The sequence below is a fragment of the Pseudomonas sp. NPDC085632 genome (genome assembly GCF_044541255.1).
Classification (GTDB): domain Bacteria; phylum Pseudomonadota; class Gammaproteobacteria; order Pseudomonadales; family Pseudomonadaceae; genus Aquipseudomonas.
The window spans coordinates 162,495-178,601 of sequence record NZ_JBITSX010000005.1; the positions used below are offsets into that span (position 1 = coordinate 162,495).

General features: G+C 56.0%; 13 protein-coding genes and 1 tRNA gene. 6 read left to right on the plus strand and 8 right to left on the minus strand.

What is annotated here, in order from left to right:
• Positions 1-267: 267 nt before the first annotated feature.
• The 7 genes from ACIF4X_RS06885 to ACIF4X_RS06915 all read right to left on the minus strand — a co-directional run bounded on the left by ACIF4X_RS06885 (position 268) and on the right by ACIF4X_RS06915 (position 5,075).
• Complete coding sequence (locus ACIF4X_RS06885) at positions 268-675, minus strand: type II toxin-antitoxin system HicB family antitoxin (protein ID WP_397481502.1); 408 nt, start codon at positions 673-675, stop codon at positions 268-270.
• 36 nt (positions 676-711) lie between these two features.
• Complete coding sequence (locus ACIF4X_RS06890) at positions 712-891, minus strand: type II toxin-antitoxin system HicA family toxin (protein ID WP_397481503.1); 180 nt, start codon at positions 889-891, stop codon at positions 712-714.
• A gap of 313 nt (positions 892-1,204) precedes the next feature.
• Positions 1,205-1,278: transfer RNA gene (locus ACIF4X_RS06895), tRNA-Gly, on the minus strand.
• A 158-nt stretch (positions 1,279-1,436) separates the two neighbouring features.
• Positions 1,437-2,321, minus strand: a complete 885-nt coding sequence (locus tag ACIF4X_RS06900) for an alpha/beta fold hydrolase (RefSeq protein WP_064119706.1) — start codon at positions 2,319-2,321, stop codon at positions 1,437-1,439.
• A 317-nt stretch (positions 2,322-2,638) separates the two neighbouring features.
• Positions 2,639-3,331, minus strand: coding sequence for a pseudouridine synthase (locus ACIF4X_RS06905; protein ID WP_397481504.1), 693 nt, complete (start codon positions 3,329-3,331; stop codon positions 2,639-2,641).
• A gap of 33 nt (positions 3,332-3,364) precedes the next feature.
• Positions 3,365-3,595, minus strand: a complete 231-nt coding sequence (locus tag ACIF4X_RS06910) for a cysteine-rich CWC family protein (RefSeq protein WP_397481505.1) — start codon at positions 3,593-3,595, stop codon at positions 3,365-3,367.
• A complete protein-coding gene (locus tag ACIF4X_RS06915) occupies positions 3,588-5,075 on the minus strand; it encodes a diguanylate cyclase (RefSeq protein ID WP_397481507.1) in 1,488 nt (495 codons plus the stop codon). The genes ACIF4X_RS06910 and ACIF4X_RS06915 overlap by 8 nt, the downstream gene beginning before the upstream one ends.
• A gap of 337 nt (positions 5,076-5,412) precedes the next feature.
• Here ACIF4X_RS06915 and ACIF4X_RS06920 point away from each other — a divergent pair, with 337 nt between their 5' ends.
• The 5 genes from ACIF4X_RS06920 to ACIF4X_RS06940 all read left to right on the plus strand — a co-directional run bounded on the left by ACIF4X_RS06920 (position 5,413) and on the right by ACIF4X_RS06940 (position 14,094).
• Positions 5,413-5,664 (plus strand): hypothetical protein, encoded by a 252-nt coding sequence (locus tag ACIF4X_RS06920; RefSeq protein ID WP_397481508.1) that lies wholly within the window; start codon positions 5,413-5,415, stop codon positions 5,662-5,664.
• Between the two features lie 181 nt (positions 5,665-5,845).
• Positions 5,846-6,253 (plus strand): hypothetical protein, encoded by a 408-nt coding sequence (locus tag ACIF4X_RS06925; protein ID WP_397481509.1) that lies wholly within the window; start codon positions 5,846-5,848, stop codon positions 6,251-6,253.
• A gap of 194 nt (positions 6,254-6,447) precedes the next feature.
• Positions 6,448-7,692 (plus strand): glycosyltransferase family 4 protein, encoded by a 1,245-nt coding sequence (locus tag ACIF4X_RS06930; RefSeq protein ID WP_397481510.1) that lies wholly within the window; start codon positions 6,448-6,450, stop codon positions 7,690-7,692.
• Between the two features lies 1 nt (position 7,693).
• Positions 7,694-8,548, plus strand: a complete 855-nt coding sequence (locus ACIF4X_RS06935) for a hypothetical protein (RefSeq protein ID WP_397481511.1) — start codon at positions 7,694-7,696, stop codon at positions 8,546-8,548.
• Positions 8,549-8,550: 2 nt separating this feature from the next.
• Positions 8,551-14,094 (plus strand): calcium-binding protein, encoded by a 5,544-nt coding sequence (locus ACIF4X_RS06940; RefSeq protein ID WP_397481512.1) that lies wholly within the window; start codon positions 8,551-8,553, stop codon positions 14,092-14,094.
• Between the two features lie 68 nt (positions 14,095-14,162).
• Here ACIF4X_RS06940 and ACIF4X_RS06945 read toward each other — a convergent pair whose 3' ends face one another.
• Positions 14,163-15,275, minus strand: a complete 1,113-nt coding sequence (locus ACIF4X_RS06945; protein ID WP_397481513.1) for an enoyl-CoA hydratase/isomerase family protein — start codon at positions 15,273-15,275, stop codon at positions 14,163-14,165.
• Between the two features lie 132 nt (positions 15,276-15,407).
• Here ACIF4X_RS06945 and ung point away from each other — a divergent pair, with 132 nt between their 5' ends.
• Positions 15,408-16,100, plus strand: a complete 693-nt coding sequence (ung, locus tag ACIF4X_RS06950; protein ID WP_064119805.1) for a uracil-DNA glycosylase — start codon at positions 15,408-15,410, stop codon at positions 16,098-16,100.
• Positions 16,101-16,107 lie beyond the last annotated feature (7 nt).

The window sequence follows — 16,107 nt, forward strand, 5'->3', positions numbered from 1 at the left end:
GAAAGGTTCCGCGTTTACCAAACGACTCACCTCAAATCCCGGACACAAAAAACCGGCTCGATACAGGCTGTGTGAAAACACGCTTTTGTGCTCGCCGCAGACGAAAAAGGGCCTCTCAGCCCTCGTGCCTTAAAGCTGTCGCAGCAAGAAGCGAGCGTTACCAAATAACCGCTGCTCAAGGTTGCCGAAGGGGTGCTCGCAGATGGATCTTCGGCATCCCATCATTTCGGGATGCGCCTGCATTCGCTGCTTTCCAAGGTTCAGGATTCAACCCTGCTGCAATACCTTCAACGCTGCCGAAGCCAGAAACCCGGAACGGCTTTTCTCTTCCGGGTGATGCAACACATACTCATCAATGCGATTGAGCAAGTGGCCCGGCAGGGTGATGTTGAGCTTCTGGGCTTTGCCCAAATACTTGAGCACATCGATATCCACCACGGCCCATGCACAACCGGCGTATTTCGGGTTGGCCACGTGCAGGCTCAGTTTGCTGGCCGCTGGAATGGGAGCGCCGTCGTCCGCCAGAATCTCGAACTGACCTTCGATGGCTGCGCGAGCCATGGCGACGGCATCGTCCAGATCCTCTCCGGCGGAAAAGCATCCAGGAATGTCCGGGACTTCTACGCCCCAGGCGTGTTGGTCATCGCCAATTGAAATCGCAATCGGGTAGAGCATATTCGTTGTCCTCCATGGCGCAACTGACTCAGAGAGTCAAAGCAGCGCCTGCTGCAAAATACTGATGGCCGTTTTCTTCAGCAGATCCTTTTTCGGATGTGGCACGGTGACCAGTCCTGGTTTAGTCGGATGCTTGAAGTGATGGTGACTTCCTTTGATCCGTACCAGATACCAACCGTCTGCGACGAGTTGGCTGATTAAAAAACGGCTATTCACAACACCTCCCTGTGGTGTGCTTGGTGGGTACTATACCTATTGAGCTTTTATGATCAACACTATAACCACCGGACGGTCGTCGTCCTCTGACGGGCGGGGTCGCTTACCGCAGACTAGGTAAGGCAGAAGCGATGGTGAGGTGGGTGTGTTACCGGGTTTTGCTTATGTTCATGTGGCGGTGTGTTTCTGAAGGGTTCTGCGCTGCCCAAGTGGCCAAACTCAAATCCAGGGCACAAAAAAACCGGCTTTATAGGCCGGTTTTTTCTGTTCCTGCATCCCCCGTCAAAAAACACAACGTGAGACAAAATTCGAGTGGAGCGGGTAGAGGGAATCGAACCCTCGTCGGAAGCTTGGGAAGCTACTGTTCTACCATTAAACTATACCCGCTCAGAGCGGCTGACTTTGTACCAGACTCGGCCACGGATTTGAAGTTTTTCTTTTACTCATGAACGCTTTGAATCACTGAAAACGGTCAATCGCGGGCGAGCACTGCGGTGAGAAAAGCAAAATCTCAACCCCACAGCCTCGCTCGCAACGACACTCTTTCAAATAGCCAATGCATGTTGATCCTGAACAAACGAGTAACGCGTTCGGCTGGTCTGCTGTGCCGGTTTCAGAAAGCCGAGCAAGGCGTTCTGGCTGTCGCGGCAGGCAGCCTTGTGTTCCATGTCGAGAAAGTGCCCGGTGGCTTGCAGCGTGGTGAACGTGCTCTGCGCCACGTGGTTGCCGAACAGGCGTGCATCTTCGGCAGCGGTGTATTCGTCCCATTCGCCGTTTAAAAACAGCACCGGCACGTTGATCTTTTTCGCGGCATTCAAGTAGCACTGCCGGTCACTGTGCAGCACGTCGCTGATGTGGAAGTGCATCTGCCCGTATTCGTGCTCGGCGAGGCTGCTGACGTGGCGATAGTTGAAGCGTTTGAACAACGACGGCAGGTGTTTGCCGATGGTGTTGTTGACCAGATGGCCGACGCGGTCGCCGTCGCGCTGGCCGAGGTAGTCGACGCCGCGTTCGAGGTAATCGAGCATGTGCGCGTTGATCACTGGCGAGAACGAGCTGATCACCGCTCGTTCAATGCGCCGTGGCTGATGGGCGAGGGCGACCAGGGTCGCGGCGCCGCCCCAGGAGAACGACAGCACGTGTTCGGCGGCGAAGTGGTCGATCAGCTCAAGCAGAATCTGCCCTTCGACGTCCTTGGTCAGATGTTTCTCATGGCGGTTGTGGGCTTTTGACCGGCCCGCGTAGGGCTGGTCGTAGCAGACCACGTTGAATTGCGGGTGCAGGTTTTTCACAGTCTGTGCAAACGACGCAGTCGTGGCCATCGAGCCGTTGACCAGGATGATGGTCTTTTCTGCGGCGTCTGCGCGATAGAACTCCGTGTAAACCCGATACTGACCCTGTATATCCAGCACAGCGATTTCTGGCCTCATGTCATAAGACTCCTGGCAAGCAAGCGGGTATGCGCGCAAATAGAGATTGCACGAGCTTTGTGACAGGTAGGCATACGCCTGGAATTTGCTTGGCCCATGTCGATCCGTTACGGTAGGTCGACGGGTATTGTTATTGGCGGGCAGTCTGCCGGCTGAGGCGCAACCCAGAGGGCTGACGACCGGCAAAAAGTTTCTTAGAAGTATGTTGTGACTCGTCGGTCACAATTTGGCCGACGTCCTGATTCAAGCAGGGGAGCGGGGATCGCGCAAGTGCCGTTGGTAAATTGTTCGACAACTTCTGCTGAGCGGTCGCGGGCTTAGAACAAATGGATCTCTTCGGTGCGCAAAGCGCGGTACTCGCCCGGTTTTAGCGCGTTATCGAGCAGCAGCGGGCCCATCGATTCGCGGTGCAGGCGCAGGACTTTGTTGTTGAAGAAACCAAACATGCGCTTCACCTGATGGTAACGACCCTCGACGATGCTCAGGCGTGCAGCCTTCGGGCCGAGCAGCTCCAACTGCGCCGGTTGCGTGGTCAGGTCCTCGAAGGCGAAGTAGATGCCTTCGGCAAAAGTGCTCGCATATTGCGCGCCAATCTCCTGCTCGGTCTCGACGTAATAGACCTTCGGCAGTTTGGTCTGCGGCTGGGTCAGGCGGCGTGACCACGCGCCGTCGTTGGTAATCAGCATCAGGCCGGTGGTGTTGAAGTCCAGGCGTCCGGCGATGTGCAGGTCGTCCTTGTCCGGCTCATCGATCAGGTCGAGCACGGTCGGATGCTGCGGATCGCGAGTGGCGCTGACGCAGCCCGGCGGCTTGTGCAGCATGAAATAGCGCGCCGCTTTGCCGCTTTGCAGGACTTCGTCATCGACTTCGACGCGACTGAATTCCAGCACTTCGCTGTGCGGATCGCTGACGACTTTTCCGTCAATCCGCACGCGCTTTTCCACCAGTAACAGGCGAGCCTGCTGACGGTTGTAGCGGGGCAGGTTGCTGAGGAAACGGTCGACGCGCATGTTCAGTGTTCGATGAAAGAAGGGGCGCGCATCTTACGGGATCGGCCGCTTGGCCGCTTGCAGTTGCACCTCGACCTGCGCACAACGCGGACACAGGCAGGATTGGTTGCGCAGTTCTGGCGGCAGCGCTTCAAGCACGGCCGGGTCGATGCTCACGCCATAGCACCAGCATTCGCGGTCGGCGGTGCGCGGGTCGGCGAGGCTGCAGTCGTTGCGGGCGCCGCAGGCCGGGCAATGGTCGGGTTTAACGTCAGAATCAGGCATAAGTCGAGTGAGGCATTTCCACGCAGGTGCGGTTGCGGCCGGTTTGTTTGGCTCGGTACATCGCATGATCGGCCCGCGATAGCAGGGTGTGCAAGGTGTCATCGCGTTGCAGGGTGGTGGCGCCGATGCTCACTGTCAGATTGAGGCGGTGGCCGTCGTAGGCATATTCGTGCTGTTCGACGTGTAGGCGGATCTTCTCGGCAATTTTCTGACCGGTGTCGCCGTCGGTGTCCTTCAGCAACACGATAAATTCCTCACCGCCCCAGCGGCAGACAATGTCGGCGTGGCGAAGGCAACTTTGCAGATCGCGAGCGAAACCGATCAACACCTGATCACCGGCCATGTGCCCGTAGGTGTCGTTCAATACCTTGAAATGATCGAGGTCGAGCAGCAACGCCGTTAGCGGTTTGGTCTCGCGTTGCGCTTCGTGCAGGGCTTGTGCTGCAAGAATGTCGAAGCCACGGCGATTGGGCAGTTCGGTGAGGCTGTCGAGGGTGGCCTGAGCCTGAATCTTGGTTTGATAACGCTTGATCACGCGGTTGAGCAACGCCAGGACAATCAGCGTTACCAGCAGGCAGATCAGCAAATTCAGGTACAGCGACTGACGGATTTCACTCAGCGCGCCGTCTTCGCGTTTATCGACGAACAGATACCAGTTCAGCTCCGGAATAAACCGCACGTTGAGGAAGTGCCCCTGACCATGAGCGGAATACTCGTAGCTGCCGCTGTGCGGTTTGGGCAATTGGCTGACCAGACTCTTCATGCTTTCGAGTTCGCCCAGACTTTGGCCGATGTGTGCGCTTTCAGGTCCGCCGTCGGCGCCGGTCAACACCAGTCGGCCGAAGGTGTCGACGAAGTACACGCTGCGTTGATAGCGCTGTTGATACTTGTCGATCAGCTTGATCACTGCGTCCACGGTCAGACCGACGCCCGCTGCGCCGATGAAGCGGTTGTGGTAGTCGTAAACCTTGTAGTTGATGAAGAAGGTCAGGTTGTCCTTGTTGGCCAGATCCGGATCGACGTTGATTTCGTACGGATCCTTCATGTCGCGCACGCGGAAGTACCAGGCATCGCGCGGCTCATCAACCTTGACCTGCTTGAGTACGCCTTTGGCGTGGTAGTAGGTGTGGCTGGCGTTGGAGACGAAGAACGCCGTGTAGGCGCCGTAATGGGTCATGACCTCGTCGAGGTAGCGGGTCATCTGCTCGGGATTCTGCTCACCGTTGACCACCCAGTCGCGCATGAAAGTGTCGCGGGACATCATCGAGGAAATCAGGATTGGCCGGACCAGGTCTTTCTGGATTTCCGAGTAGACCGTATCGGAGGTCAGCGGCAGTTCGGTGTTGACGATGTTGTCGCGGATCGATGCGCGGGAGGCGTAGTAGCTAAGCAACGACGTGGCGAGGAACCCGGCGCCGAGCAGGGCGATCAGCGTCAGTACCAGTGAGCGTTGCGAGTACAGGGGGGAACGAAGCGGCATGGCGTTTCCGTTGGCAGTGGCCCGATGGCATGCATTCTAGTGGCACGGCGTGGAAATAACCGCTTCATGTGCGGCACGAATGGTCGTTCCCACATCGTAGGAGGGATGGACACGAACCTGTGGGAGCGAGCTTGCTCGCGAATGCGGTATGTCATTCAACATTGATTTGGCTGATCCACCGCCTTCGCGAGCAAGCTCGCTCCCACAGTGGTTTGCAATGTGTCGGACACCGCTGATCTGAAGCCGAACGGGGCTGGGCACTTGATTGATCCGCACCAGTCAAATATGTGTCGGCTGCTCTGTTCCGTTGCGGCCGTGGGTCTTTCAGGAGGCCGCCATGCGTATTCACAAAGTGTTGCTCGGTGCAGTTCTGGTTTTCGGTATTTCCGGCTGTTACTACTACGCCGGTCCCTACGATGCTTATCCCGCCACCTACTACTCTCCCGGTTATTACTCACCTTATTACTACGGCGGTTATTACGGTCCGCGCTACTACGGCGGCGCGCGTTATTACTACGGTGGCTACGGATATCGGGGCGGTTACGGACGGAGTTATCACGGCGGCGGATATCACGGTGGCCACCATTAATCAGCGGCTGAATGACTGCGTTTTTGCGGATGAACAAGGTTTCATCAATCACTTGTTTCAACTTGTTGCAGGAACGCACCAGATGCCAAAAACGCTGTCTGATTTTTCGACAGTCACCGATTAAATGACTGTCGCCTGCCAGCGTCGCTGGTGTGGCCAACCCGCGGTCCAGGAGGCCGCCATGTATAGACGAATTCTTCTGCTTGCTGCGTTGATGTTTTCCGTTGCCGGTTGCGTCCCGTACTCCTACGCGGACTCGTATTACAGCTCAGAGGTCTACACATCACCTGCACCGGCCTACTACAACACGGGTGGCACGTATTACAACGGTGGCAGCACGTATTACGCGCAACCACGCTACTATCAGCCAGCCCCGCGGTACTACCAGCAACCGCGCTATTACCAACCGGCGCCACGTTACTATCAACCGGCCCCGCGTTATTACGAAAGCCGTCGCTGGCACGGCAATGATCGCGGCAATTGGGACGGCCACCGTCGTGGCGGTTGGGACAACGATCACCGCGGTCGTGGCAACTACGACCGGCACAGCGGGCGAGGCGACCACAACGGACGTGGCAACCGCTGGTAAATCCACGCAAATGAAGCGGCGCAATTAGCGCCGCTTTTTTATGCCCGTCGAAAAATCGTCCCATTAGCCATCTCCTAGGGCATTCCCAGACGCTTCCTACAGTTTCATTTCCTTGCATTTGTTAGCGTTTGTTCGTGCCGGTCGAGGTGAGCAAAACTCAGTTCAATAGCGGCGAATAAAAGGACGATGCCGCTATGAAGCTTCTTGTGATTCACCAAAACTTTCCGGGCCAGTTCCGTCACGTGGTGCTGGCGGCGATTGACAGGCGTTATGAGGTTTTGGCGATAGGTCGGGATACGGCGCCGGGTATCGCAGAGGTGAACATATATCGATACCGCGCTGCCAGCAGAGCACCGGGCGATATTCACCCCTATCTGACCCGTTACGAGCAAGCGGTGACTGATGGACAGAAGGTTTTTGAAATTCTGTGCAGGCTGAAACAGTCAGGTTATCGGCCAGACGTGATTCTCGCTCATCCCGGATGGGGGGAAACGCTCTTCGTCAAGGATGTCTATCCTGACACGCCGCTTATTCACTATTGCGAATATTACTATCGAGCGCAGGGCGCGGACTCTGGGTTCGACCCTGAGTTCCCGCGAGCCACAAGGGAGTCATCAAGGCTGCGAATACTCAATTCGCTGCATCTTTTGAATCTCGAACAATGTGACATTGCCATCGCGCCTACGCGGTGGCAGCGCAGTCTGTTTCCTGCCGCTTATCAGCCGGCCATTCGGGTTATTCACGAGGGCGTCATTCAACGTTCTTGCTTGGCGAAAGGTGGGGCAGTCAGGTTGCCCAATGGAGTCGAACTGAGAACTGGGCAGCCGATCGTTACTTATGTCGCGAGGAATCTTGAGCCTTATCGCGGGTTTCATAGTTTTATGCGAGCAATCCCGCATATTCAGGCTAAGTGTCCCGATGCACAGATTATCGTAGTTGGCGGTGATGACGTCAGTTATGGATGTAAGCCGGTTGGCTATGCAAATTGGCGCAGCAGGATGGAGGCAGAGGTAAGTTTCGATCATTCCGCCGTTCATTTTACAGGGAAGCTTCCTTACCAGACTTATCGGGCGGTTCTGGAATGTTCAAAGGTTCATGTTTATTTGACGTATCCGTTTGTTTTGTCCTGGTCGTTTTTGGAGGCGATGGCGGCAGGGTGTGTGTTAGTAGCGTCAGATACGGCTCCGGTAAGGGAGGTGATCGTCGATGGTCACAATGGAATGCTGGTGGACTTCTTCGATCATCACGGTATCGCCAAACGTATTACCAAGGTTCTTGATTCCGTTGACGAGTACGACTGCCTTCGCCGCGCTGCGAAGTTGACGGCGAGCAGATTTGATGTGGAGTACAGCACGAAACAATATTTCGAGGTGTTTGAAAACGCGACGTTAAGGCATCTCAAGAAACTGCCTGGTCCTCAGTTTGGCAGGGAGATTTGAAATGCTTCGGATGTCGCGCAAGCAATTGGTTAAATGCTTTAAGAAGTTGTTGGTGTACGGCTTGTTTGTTTATGTCTGTTATTGCGTGGTGGGTTTTTATATCCGTGAAGAAGAAATCGTCGAGGCGATGGCAATCTATTACGCGGACCAAGAGGCCTGTCAAAAGAAGCTGGCGAGCATGAAGCAGGTGCCCATACTGGGCGGCAGCTATGTGGATAAGACTCTGGTGCCGGAGTTTTATGTTGGCATGCCTGAATTGGCGAATAAGAAAGCGTGTCTGGCCAATACGCTCAAGGGGCATTTCTGGTGGACCGGGACGGATATACGGTCGTACCACGATCAGAGTGTAAAGCCGACTCCTGAAAGTTGGCGTCTTTATAAAGTGAACGCCGGACTTTATACAAAAAAAGAGACTACCGAGCCCCATGAACGGGGCTATCGCCACACCAACTGGCCGGATGAGTTGATTGTGAAGTTGAAGAACTATCCGGGGTTAGAGATTTGGCTGGATGCTCCGCCGCCGCATTTCAAGAATGTGGATTCCGTCAGAACGTTTGTCATTACTGGCTGGCCGCGGCGTGATGGCACCCCTCGGTTGATAGACTGTGACGGGTTGATTCGCCCGGCTTCCGAGGAACAACTGACTGACGAAAAATTGGCAAGGCTCAGCAGAGCAGAATTGGAAAATCTGGATTTTGGCAAGTTGAATTTTTTCTGCACTGTCGATCTGGATAGCTTTGACTTTGCTGGGGGGCACGGCAGCGTAGACCTCGGTCTATCGTCATTACGCGAAGCAGCTGAGATGCTCAAGTTTCTCAGTGATTATCTTTCACACTCAGTTATTACAAGGAAGTAACGATGAGTTATGTTTTTAGCGATATGGAAAAAACAGCGATTTTTAACGCAGCCAATATTTGCAAAGGTATAAGGCTTCTCTCAAAAAAAATTGAGTACGAGGCACTGGGAATAGCGGGGGCTAACTGCGCTCCCCTGTATCAAAAGCTATTCGATATTATCGGTGGAAGAATTTCTGAAGTTTTCGCTGTCAATGAGGAGGCTGGAAAAATTCTTGAAAGCGCCAGGCTCTGGCTTGCCGTGGCCATTGATGCCAACGGTGGAAAGGGTGCCTACTCCGCCCTGATTCGCGGTTATACCTCGCGGCAAGGTGAACTGAGACTGAATAAAATCTTCAGTGGAGAGCTGATGCAGCTGTCATCGAATCAGGTCGCCGCCAATTTCATCAATACCTTGATCGACGGATCCCTCGCCGGTCGACTGGCACCCTGGACGGTTCCATCCATCAGCCAGATTGCAGAGATTGATGCCAGTGCGATCGGCAAGGCACTGTTCAGTGAGGCTTGCGGAGAGAAGGATACAGCCGTGAGCCATAACGCCGGTTGGTCCGGGACCGTCGGATTCAGCCTGTTGGGTGGAGCACCGCCCTATGAAACCTGGAGATTGATCTCCGCTGGTGATTCGCAAGGGGAAGATGGCAGCCCGCCGACTCAAGCAAAAGCCAACAGGCTCGATGACTATAAAAATATTCTGTTCGCCATCGATTCATACAGTGTCGGCCTGCGAGCGGCGATCAGCAATTTCGGCGTCAATCCATTGCAAAGTCTGCTTTCAGTCGTGCCGGAGCAAATCAATATCGCGCTCGCCAGTGGCAGCCTCAATCCGCTGATTCAGCATGTAGTGAAAGGCACGCCGGTTTCCGCGGTGGTCGACCTGATATTGCGCTATGGCCAGAACGAATTCCTGGACATGTTCAAGCGCACCTACGACGGCGATTCAGCAGCGCCGCCTACCACCGATGAAACCTTCGCCACCAACGCTCACGCATTCTTCTCGGCATTTTCACCAGAGCAGTCCCACAGCATCGTCACCCGATCAATAGGTGAATACGGAAACGCGAATTCATGGGTAAAACTTGCTGGCGAGTCGACACCCATCGGCCTGGCGCTGCGCAATTCTCTGAAGCAACTCAGTGAAATCGTCATACAACGAGCTGACGGTTACTCCGGACGCGGACTGGAACTCTACGATCCGCTGACCGGCGAAGGTTTCATCACCGCGCAATGGCTTGCCGATCGTGCGCAGATGTTGGCCCGGTTGATTGCCCGAACTCAGGGCTCGTTTGGAGAACACTCGCTGCAGAAGTTTTCCTACTCCGATCTGGCTTCAGGTAAACAGGCGCCGATGACCACCGGTGTGCTGAATCCGCTGGTCATGTTCGGTGATGACGGCGCGCGGTCTTTCGCGGGCGGTGCGAACACTGATCATCTGTATGGTGGCGCGGGCAATGACACGATCAACGGACTGGCAGGTCACGATGTCATCGAGGGTGGACGCGGCAACGACTTGCTTGCCGGAGGCGACGGCAATGATGCGCTGCACGGAATGGCGGGTGATGACGTTTTGGCTGGAGGAAAGGGTAACGACTCTTTGATCGGTGGCGAAGGCAGCGACCGCTATGAGTTTTCCAGCGGTGATGGCATCGATGAGATCTTCGACGCCAACGTAAATGGGCAGCTATGGATCAACGGTTCGCCGATACCTTCACTCAAACGCCGCGCCCCTTTGAGCGATATATGGTCGACCGAGGATCAGGCAATCACCCTGACCCTCATCGAAGAACGCAATGAACCCACGCTCAACATCAAATATGGTCTGAATGATCTCGTCGTTATCAAGCACTTCCGCCCCGGGATGCTTGGCATCCGTCTTCCTGAATACCAAGGCCATACGGTCTCTGGTCCCGATCTGGTTCTTCAGGGCGACTGGAAAGCGAAAGATATCGACCCCAATGTTCCCGGGGATCAGTTCTCATACGATGAGCTGGGCAACGCCTTGTTATTGGCCAACGTAAAACAGAGAAACAAGGCCGATGTGCTTTATGGCTCTGCAAAAGACGACGTCATTCTCGGACTTGGCGGATCAGACCGATTGTTCGGCAAGGACGGAAACGATCAGTTGTTTGGGGATAAACGGACGACGCTCGAAAAAGCCATGGCCGCTGGCGACTCTAAAGGGAAAGCAACTCGCGGCGATTGGCTTGATGGAGGGGCAGGTCACGATTTGCTCATCGGTACGGCATCCCAGGACGTGCTTCTGGGCGGTAACGATCGGGATACGCTGATTGGAGGTGCGGGAGATGACGTTTTATCAGGGGATGAAACGACCGGCGCGCTGGAGCAGAAATGGGGATTCAAACGCGTCGAAGTTCTTATAGGCGGTGGTGTCACCAGTCACCGAACTGTCTTTTCAAAGGCCTCCTTTAACAGTTCGACGGAGGGCGATAACGATGTTCTCTACGGCCAGGGCGGTCGCGATGTTCTCAATGGCGGATGGGGCGACGATCTGCTCGATGGCGGAACTGAAGATGATCTTCTTGGGGGAGAGGGGGGGAATGACACCCTGGCCGGGGGAAGCGGTAACGACACAATGATGGGAGACAACCTCGACTGGGGCGGTGGACTACAAAGCAAACACCATGGCAACGATGTATTGGACGGTGGCAGTGGCGATGATTGGCTCACTGGTAACGCTGGAGCCGATGCGATTTATGGTGGCTCAGGCAATGACACTCTCCAGGGGGATGACATTGTACTTGGCGGCGTTGCCGGTGACGCCGCCCACTTTTTTGGAAATGACCTGCTGGACGGTGGTGCGGGAGACGACAAACTTTTGGGGGGCGGGGCGGATGATCTGCTGTTCGGAGGTGAAGGTAACGACGCGCTGGCCGGAGATTATGCTGAGCATCCGATTCGGTATCACGGCAATGATTTACTTGATGGCGGAGCGGGCGATGACACACTTCAGGGAATGGGTGGCTCCGATACCCTGATTGGTGGCGCAGGAGCTGACGTGCTGGATGGCGATGTGTCCAACCTGCAGTCAGGGGGAATCAACAATGATTACCTTCAAGGCGATGAAGGAAACGATACCCTTTTGGGCGGCTTGGGCGCCGACACACTTTACGGTGGCGCTGATGATGACATTTTATCCGGCGACTACGAGCAGAGAGCTGAGGCTGAGCACGGCGCAGATTATCTGGACGGTGGTTCAGGCAACGATACCTTGCTGGGTGGTGGTGGCAACGACACATTGTTGGGCGGGGAGGGTGTAGACCACCTTCGTGGAGATTCCGGCAATAACGTTTTTGATGGTGGTGCCGGTAACGACGTGCTGGAAGGCCATGACGGCGCTGATGTTTACTATTTCGGCGCTGGCGATGGTCTGGATATTGTTACCGACGCCGGCGGCCGCAACATCATCAGGTTCGGCGCAGGCTTTTGCGCACAAAGTCTGAAAGCCGACATTATCGAAGTTGCCGTCGGCACGGTATTGCGGCTGGCCAATGGCGCGGGCGACGCGATACTCATCAAGAGTCACGAGCAGTGGAAGGATTCCACGTTCAGTTTCAGCGATGGCGTTGTACTTGGTTATGAGGATGTCCTGCGCAAAACATTGCCGCCGATAAAGGTGCCCGAGTCACCTGTACCGGAAGTTGTAACCGCCACAGGAATCCAGCAAAGCAAAGTTGAAGATCCGGTTCAGCCAGACGATGTAACCATCGCGGCGCAACGCCCTGTGGCATCTGATCACCCCGTTGACTGGACTGAAAAATTCCTCGCGCAAATCAAATCCAAGCGCTACGCCCGCAAACACGCCATAGGTTTCACCTTGAGTGATCAAGGCATCTGGGTTCGCAGTCATATCACGACTAGCGACACCGGTTACATCACTCACACCGAGCTGAGCGATGACGGCGTCGAAGCGGGAACACTGTCTGAAACGCCGCCATGGATGAAGGTTGATGCAGGGCATGCCGTGGTCAGTGAAAGGCAGTCGAAAACCACAACCCGTATCGAACATAAACAGGTGAAAGCCGATGGAGCCATAGCCTCTTCACGTCAGGCGCCTCGCTATTATCGATCCGGCTCGGCCAACGGCTTTTCATTCAATACGGGAGATGTATTGGTTGAAGACCGTAAGGAATCCGGCGCGCTTGAGGGTTGGTACATCTATCCGGCAGCAAGCTTCGGTTCGGGGGAAACGGTGCCCAAGGCGTTTCGCTGGGATGTCACAACTGAAACGATCAAACGCAAAATCGTCCCTGGCGACGATGCCGGCGGGCGAGTCAACGTCGAAGTGGAAAACGTTTTCCACGGCGGCGCGGGAGACGATCTGATTGTCGCTTATGCAGGCTCCCCACTTGCCTACGGCACTGTCGGCGAGAGAACACCGGGCGCGTTTTTATCCGCAGGTGCAGGTGACGACACCTTGCTGGGCTCCGAGGGCGCCGACTATCTGGTCAGCGGGGCAGGGGAAGATTGGCTTTACGGTGAAGACGGTGCCGACACCTACATCGTGCAAGCGCACGCCGGAGCAACTACCACGATTGCGGATGTGCCGAACCCTGTTTTCCACCGAGCAGAAGTTGGCGCAGCGGGGTGGAAAGACGAGTTCGGATTGATCGATCAGGACACGGTCGTCCTTCCAGCAGATGCGCAGCGCGATGCACTGCAATTGAGTTGGGGTGCTGCGCTGATAGAAACCACACATGTCGACCTGGAACCCAACCCAGCTCGCGGGGCACACCGCAATCCGCCAAGAGCCAAAATGCTCCATCCGACACTCGATATCAATTGGGGTGGGATACAGAAAGTTCGCATCGTCTTGCCCCTCAACGGTGAACTTGAGGGGGCCGGGATTGAGCTCTTGAATTTCGCCGATGGGTCGGTCGTGAGTTTGAAACAACTCTTGGAGTCAAGTCAGCTGGGCCCTGCGCCCGAGACTTTTCATACGGGTGTAACCGTTAACAATTCAACGCGTTTTACGTCTCTGCGAGACGGCCGGGCGCTGCCGTTAGTCGGTGGTCGAGGCAACGACACGATAAGCGGCGCGGGGAAAATCCGCGGCATGGAAGGGGATGACGTGCTCACGGGCAGCCCCGGTGATGATCTGCTGTTGGGTGGGCCGGGCAATGACACGCTAACCGGCGGCGCCGGAAATGATATCTACCGATACGATGGCCTCGGCAGGGACGTGATCATCAATCGCGGAGAAGGCCTTGACGGGATCGACTTTTCCGAACGCAGGCTGACGATCGACAACTTGAAGTTTCACCGTGAGCGCGATGATCTGGTGATCGTGGTGGATTACGGCATGGCACCGAAAATCCGGGTTTCCAATCATTTTGCCGCAGGCGAAAGCGCTATCGGCTTCATAAGAGTCAGCGAAGGAACAGCGACTCAAGACTACAGCGCGATGCAGATTGCTGAACGTCTGCATCCTCTTCCGCCATTGAGGGATGTCGAAGACATTTTGATAAAGGGCGACGAAGAAGCGCAGCGGGCGATGATAGAGATCATTCAGTTTTACGAGCTGAATGTCTGAGTCGTATGGCGACCGATTGAGCCAGCTCGCGATGGGAATCCAGTCGTCATCGCGAGCATCGCGTCAGTTCAATACTGCGTCAAATCCGCCAACGGATGCCGCCCCTCCCACACTTTGTGAAAGTGCGCCTCAACCACTGCGTCCGGGACGCTGTTAATGTCCGGCCAGTGCCAGTGCGGCTTCTGATCCTTGTCGATCAACCGCGCGCGAACCCCTTCGCTGAACTCCGGGTGCCGGCAGCAATTGAGGCTCAGGGTGTATTCCATCTGAAAAACTTCGGCCAGCGACATATGCCGAGCGCGGATGATCTGCTCCCAGACCAGATGCGCGGTCAGCGGTGAGCCTTCGCTCATGGTTTTCGCCGCGCGGGCAATCAACGGGTCGCTGCTGTCGCGTTGCAGGCTGATGGCTTTCCAGGCGCAGGTGACGTCGCTGACATCGAGCAGTTCGTCGATCTGCTGCCGACGCGGCAACCACTGCGCCTCGGGTATTTGCGCCACGGCTTCCTGTTGCAGGGCCTTGAGCAGGCTGTTGAGTTGCACGTCGGTCTGTTCCTGCCAATTCAGTTGCAGCAGGCCTTCGATCAGGTCTGGTTGCTGTTCGTCGAGCAGGAAGCGGTCAGCCAGATCCAGATCGATCGCATCACGGGCGTTCATGTGCGCACCGGTCAGGCCCAGAAACAAGCCGAGCTTGCCCGGCAGCCGGGCGAGAAACCAACTGGCGCCGACGTCCGGATACAGACCAATGGTGATTTCCGGCATGGCCAAACGACTGCTCGGTGTGACAATCCGCGTACTCGCGCCTTGCAGCAGGCCCATGCCGCCGCCGAGCACATACCCATGGCCCCAGCAGATCAGCGGTTTCGGATAGGTGTGCAGGCTGTAATCCAGGCGGTATTCCGCGCTGAAAAACTGCGCGGCCAGCGGCGGTACTTCGCCCGGGTGGGCGCGACAGGCGTCGACCAGGCTGCGCACTTCGCCGCCGGCGCAGAAGGCCTTGGCGCCATTGCCGCGCAGCAGCACGCAGACGATTTGCGGGTCCTTGGCCCAAGCGTTCAACTTGTCGCTGAGGGCGTTGATCATCGGCAGGGACAACGCGTTCAGCGATTTTTCAGCATCCAGGCTGGCGATACCGATGCGGGCGCCGTCGGTGCCGGTGAGTTCTTCGAAGTGCAGATTCATCGTGACCTCGATCGGGAATTTGAACGATCAGTATGATCGTTGTGTGGGAAAGTGCCGGATCTGCGTCAGATCAATTGACAAGCGTGGTCGGCTTTCCTAGGGTTCGCCCCATTGTTTTTGCCGGGTATGACCATGACTGCTGACGACCGTATCAAACTCGAACCGAGCTGGAAGGAGGCACTGCGTGCTGAGTTCGACCAGCCTTACATGGCAGAGTTGCGCCAGTTTCTGCAGCAGGAGCGGGCGGCCGGCAAGGAAATCTATCCGCCGGGACCGATGATTTTCAATGCCTTGAATTCGACGCCGCTGGATAAAGTGAAGGTGGTGATCCTCGGTCAGGACCCGTATCACGGCCCGGGTCAGGCCCATGGCTTGTGCTTCTCGGTGCAACCGGGCGTGCCGGCGCCGCCATCGCTGGTCAACATCTATAAAGAGCTGAAGCGCGACCTCAACATCGACATTCCCAATCACGGTTACCTGCAGAGCTGGGCCGATCAGGGTGTGTTGATGATCAACACCACCATGACCGTCGAGCGCGCCAATGCCAATGCGCACAAGGACAAGGGCTGGCAGTTTTTCACCGACCGGATCATTGAACTGGTCAGCGAGCGCCAGCCGCATCTGGTGTTCATGCTCTGGGGCGCGCATGCGCAGAGTAAACAGAAGCTGATTGATGCGACTAAACATCTGGTGCTGACGTCGGTACATCCGTCGCCGTTGTCGGCGTATCGCGGGTTTTTGGGGTGTGGGCACTTTGGCCGGACGAACAAATTTCTTGAGCAGAATGGCGAGACGCCGATCGAGTGGCGTTTACCGCCGATTTGAAGGGGCC

Bases quoted from the DNA above. Each gene is read 5' to 3' on its own strand.
- ACIF4X_RS06885 (WP_397481502.1), bottom strand. From the start codon at position 675: ATGCTCTACCCGATTGCGATTTCAATTGGCGATGACCAACACGCCTGG.
- ACIF4X_RS06900 (WP_064119706.1), bottom strand. From the start codon at position 2,321: ATGAGGCCAGAAATCGCTGTGCTGGATATACAGGGTCAGTATCGGGTT.
- ACIF4X_RS06905 (WP_397481504.1), bottom strand. From the start codon at position 3,331: ATGCGCGTCGACCGTTTCCTCAGCAACCTGCCCCGCTACAACCGTCAG.
- ACIF4X_RS06910 (WP_397481505.1), bottom strand. From the start codon at position 3,595: ATGCCTGATTCTGACGTTAAACCCGACCATTGCCCGGCCTGCGGCGCC.
- ACIF4X_RS06915 (WP_397481507.1), bottom strand. From the start codon at position 5,075: ATGCCGCTTCGTTCCCCCCTGTACTCGCAACGCTCACTGGTACTGACG.
- ACIF4X_RS06920 (WP_397481508.1), top strand. From the start codon at position 5,413: ATGCGTATTCACAAAGTGTTGCTCGGTGCAGTTCTGGTTTTCGGTATT.
- ACIF4X_RS06925 (WP_397481509.1), top strand. From the start codon at position 5,846: ATGTATAGACGAATTCTTCTGCTTGCTGCGTTGATGTTTTCCGTTGCC.
- ACIF4X_RS06930 (WP_397481510.1), top strand. From the start codon at position 6,448: ATGAAGCTTCTTGTGATTCACCAAAACTTTCCGGGCCAGTTCCGTCAC.
- ACIF4X_RS06935 (WP_397481511.1), top strand. From the start codon at position 7,694: ATGCTTCGGATGTCGCGCAAGCAATTGGTTAAATGCTTTAAGAAGTTG.
- ACIF4X_RS06940 (WP_397481512.1), top strand. From the start codon at position 8,551: ATGAGTTATGTTTTTAGCGATATGGAAAAAACAGCGATTTTTAACGCA.
- ACIF4X_RS06945 (WP_397481513.1), bottom strand. From the start codon at position 15,275: ATGAATCTGCACTTCGAAGAACTCACCGGCACCGACGGCGCCCGCATC.
- ung (WP_064119805.1), top strand. From the start codon at position 15,408: ATGACTGCTGACGACCGTATCAAACTCGAACCGAGCTGGAAGGAGGCA.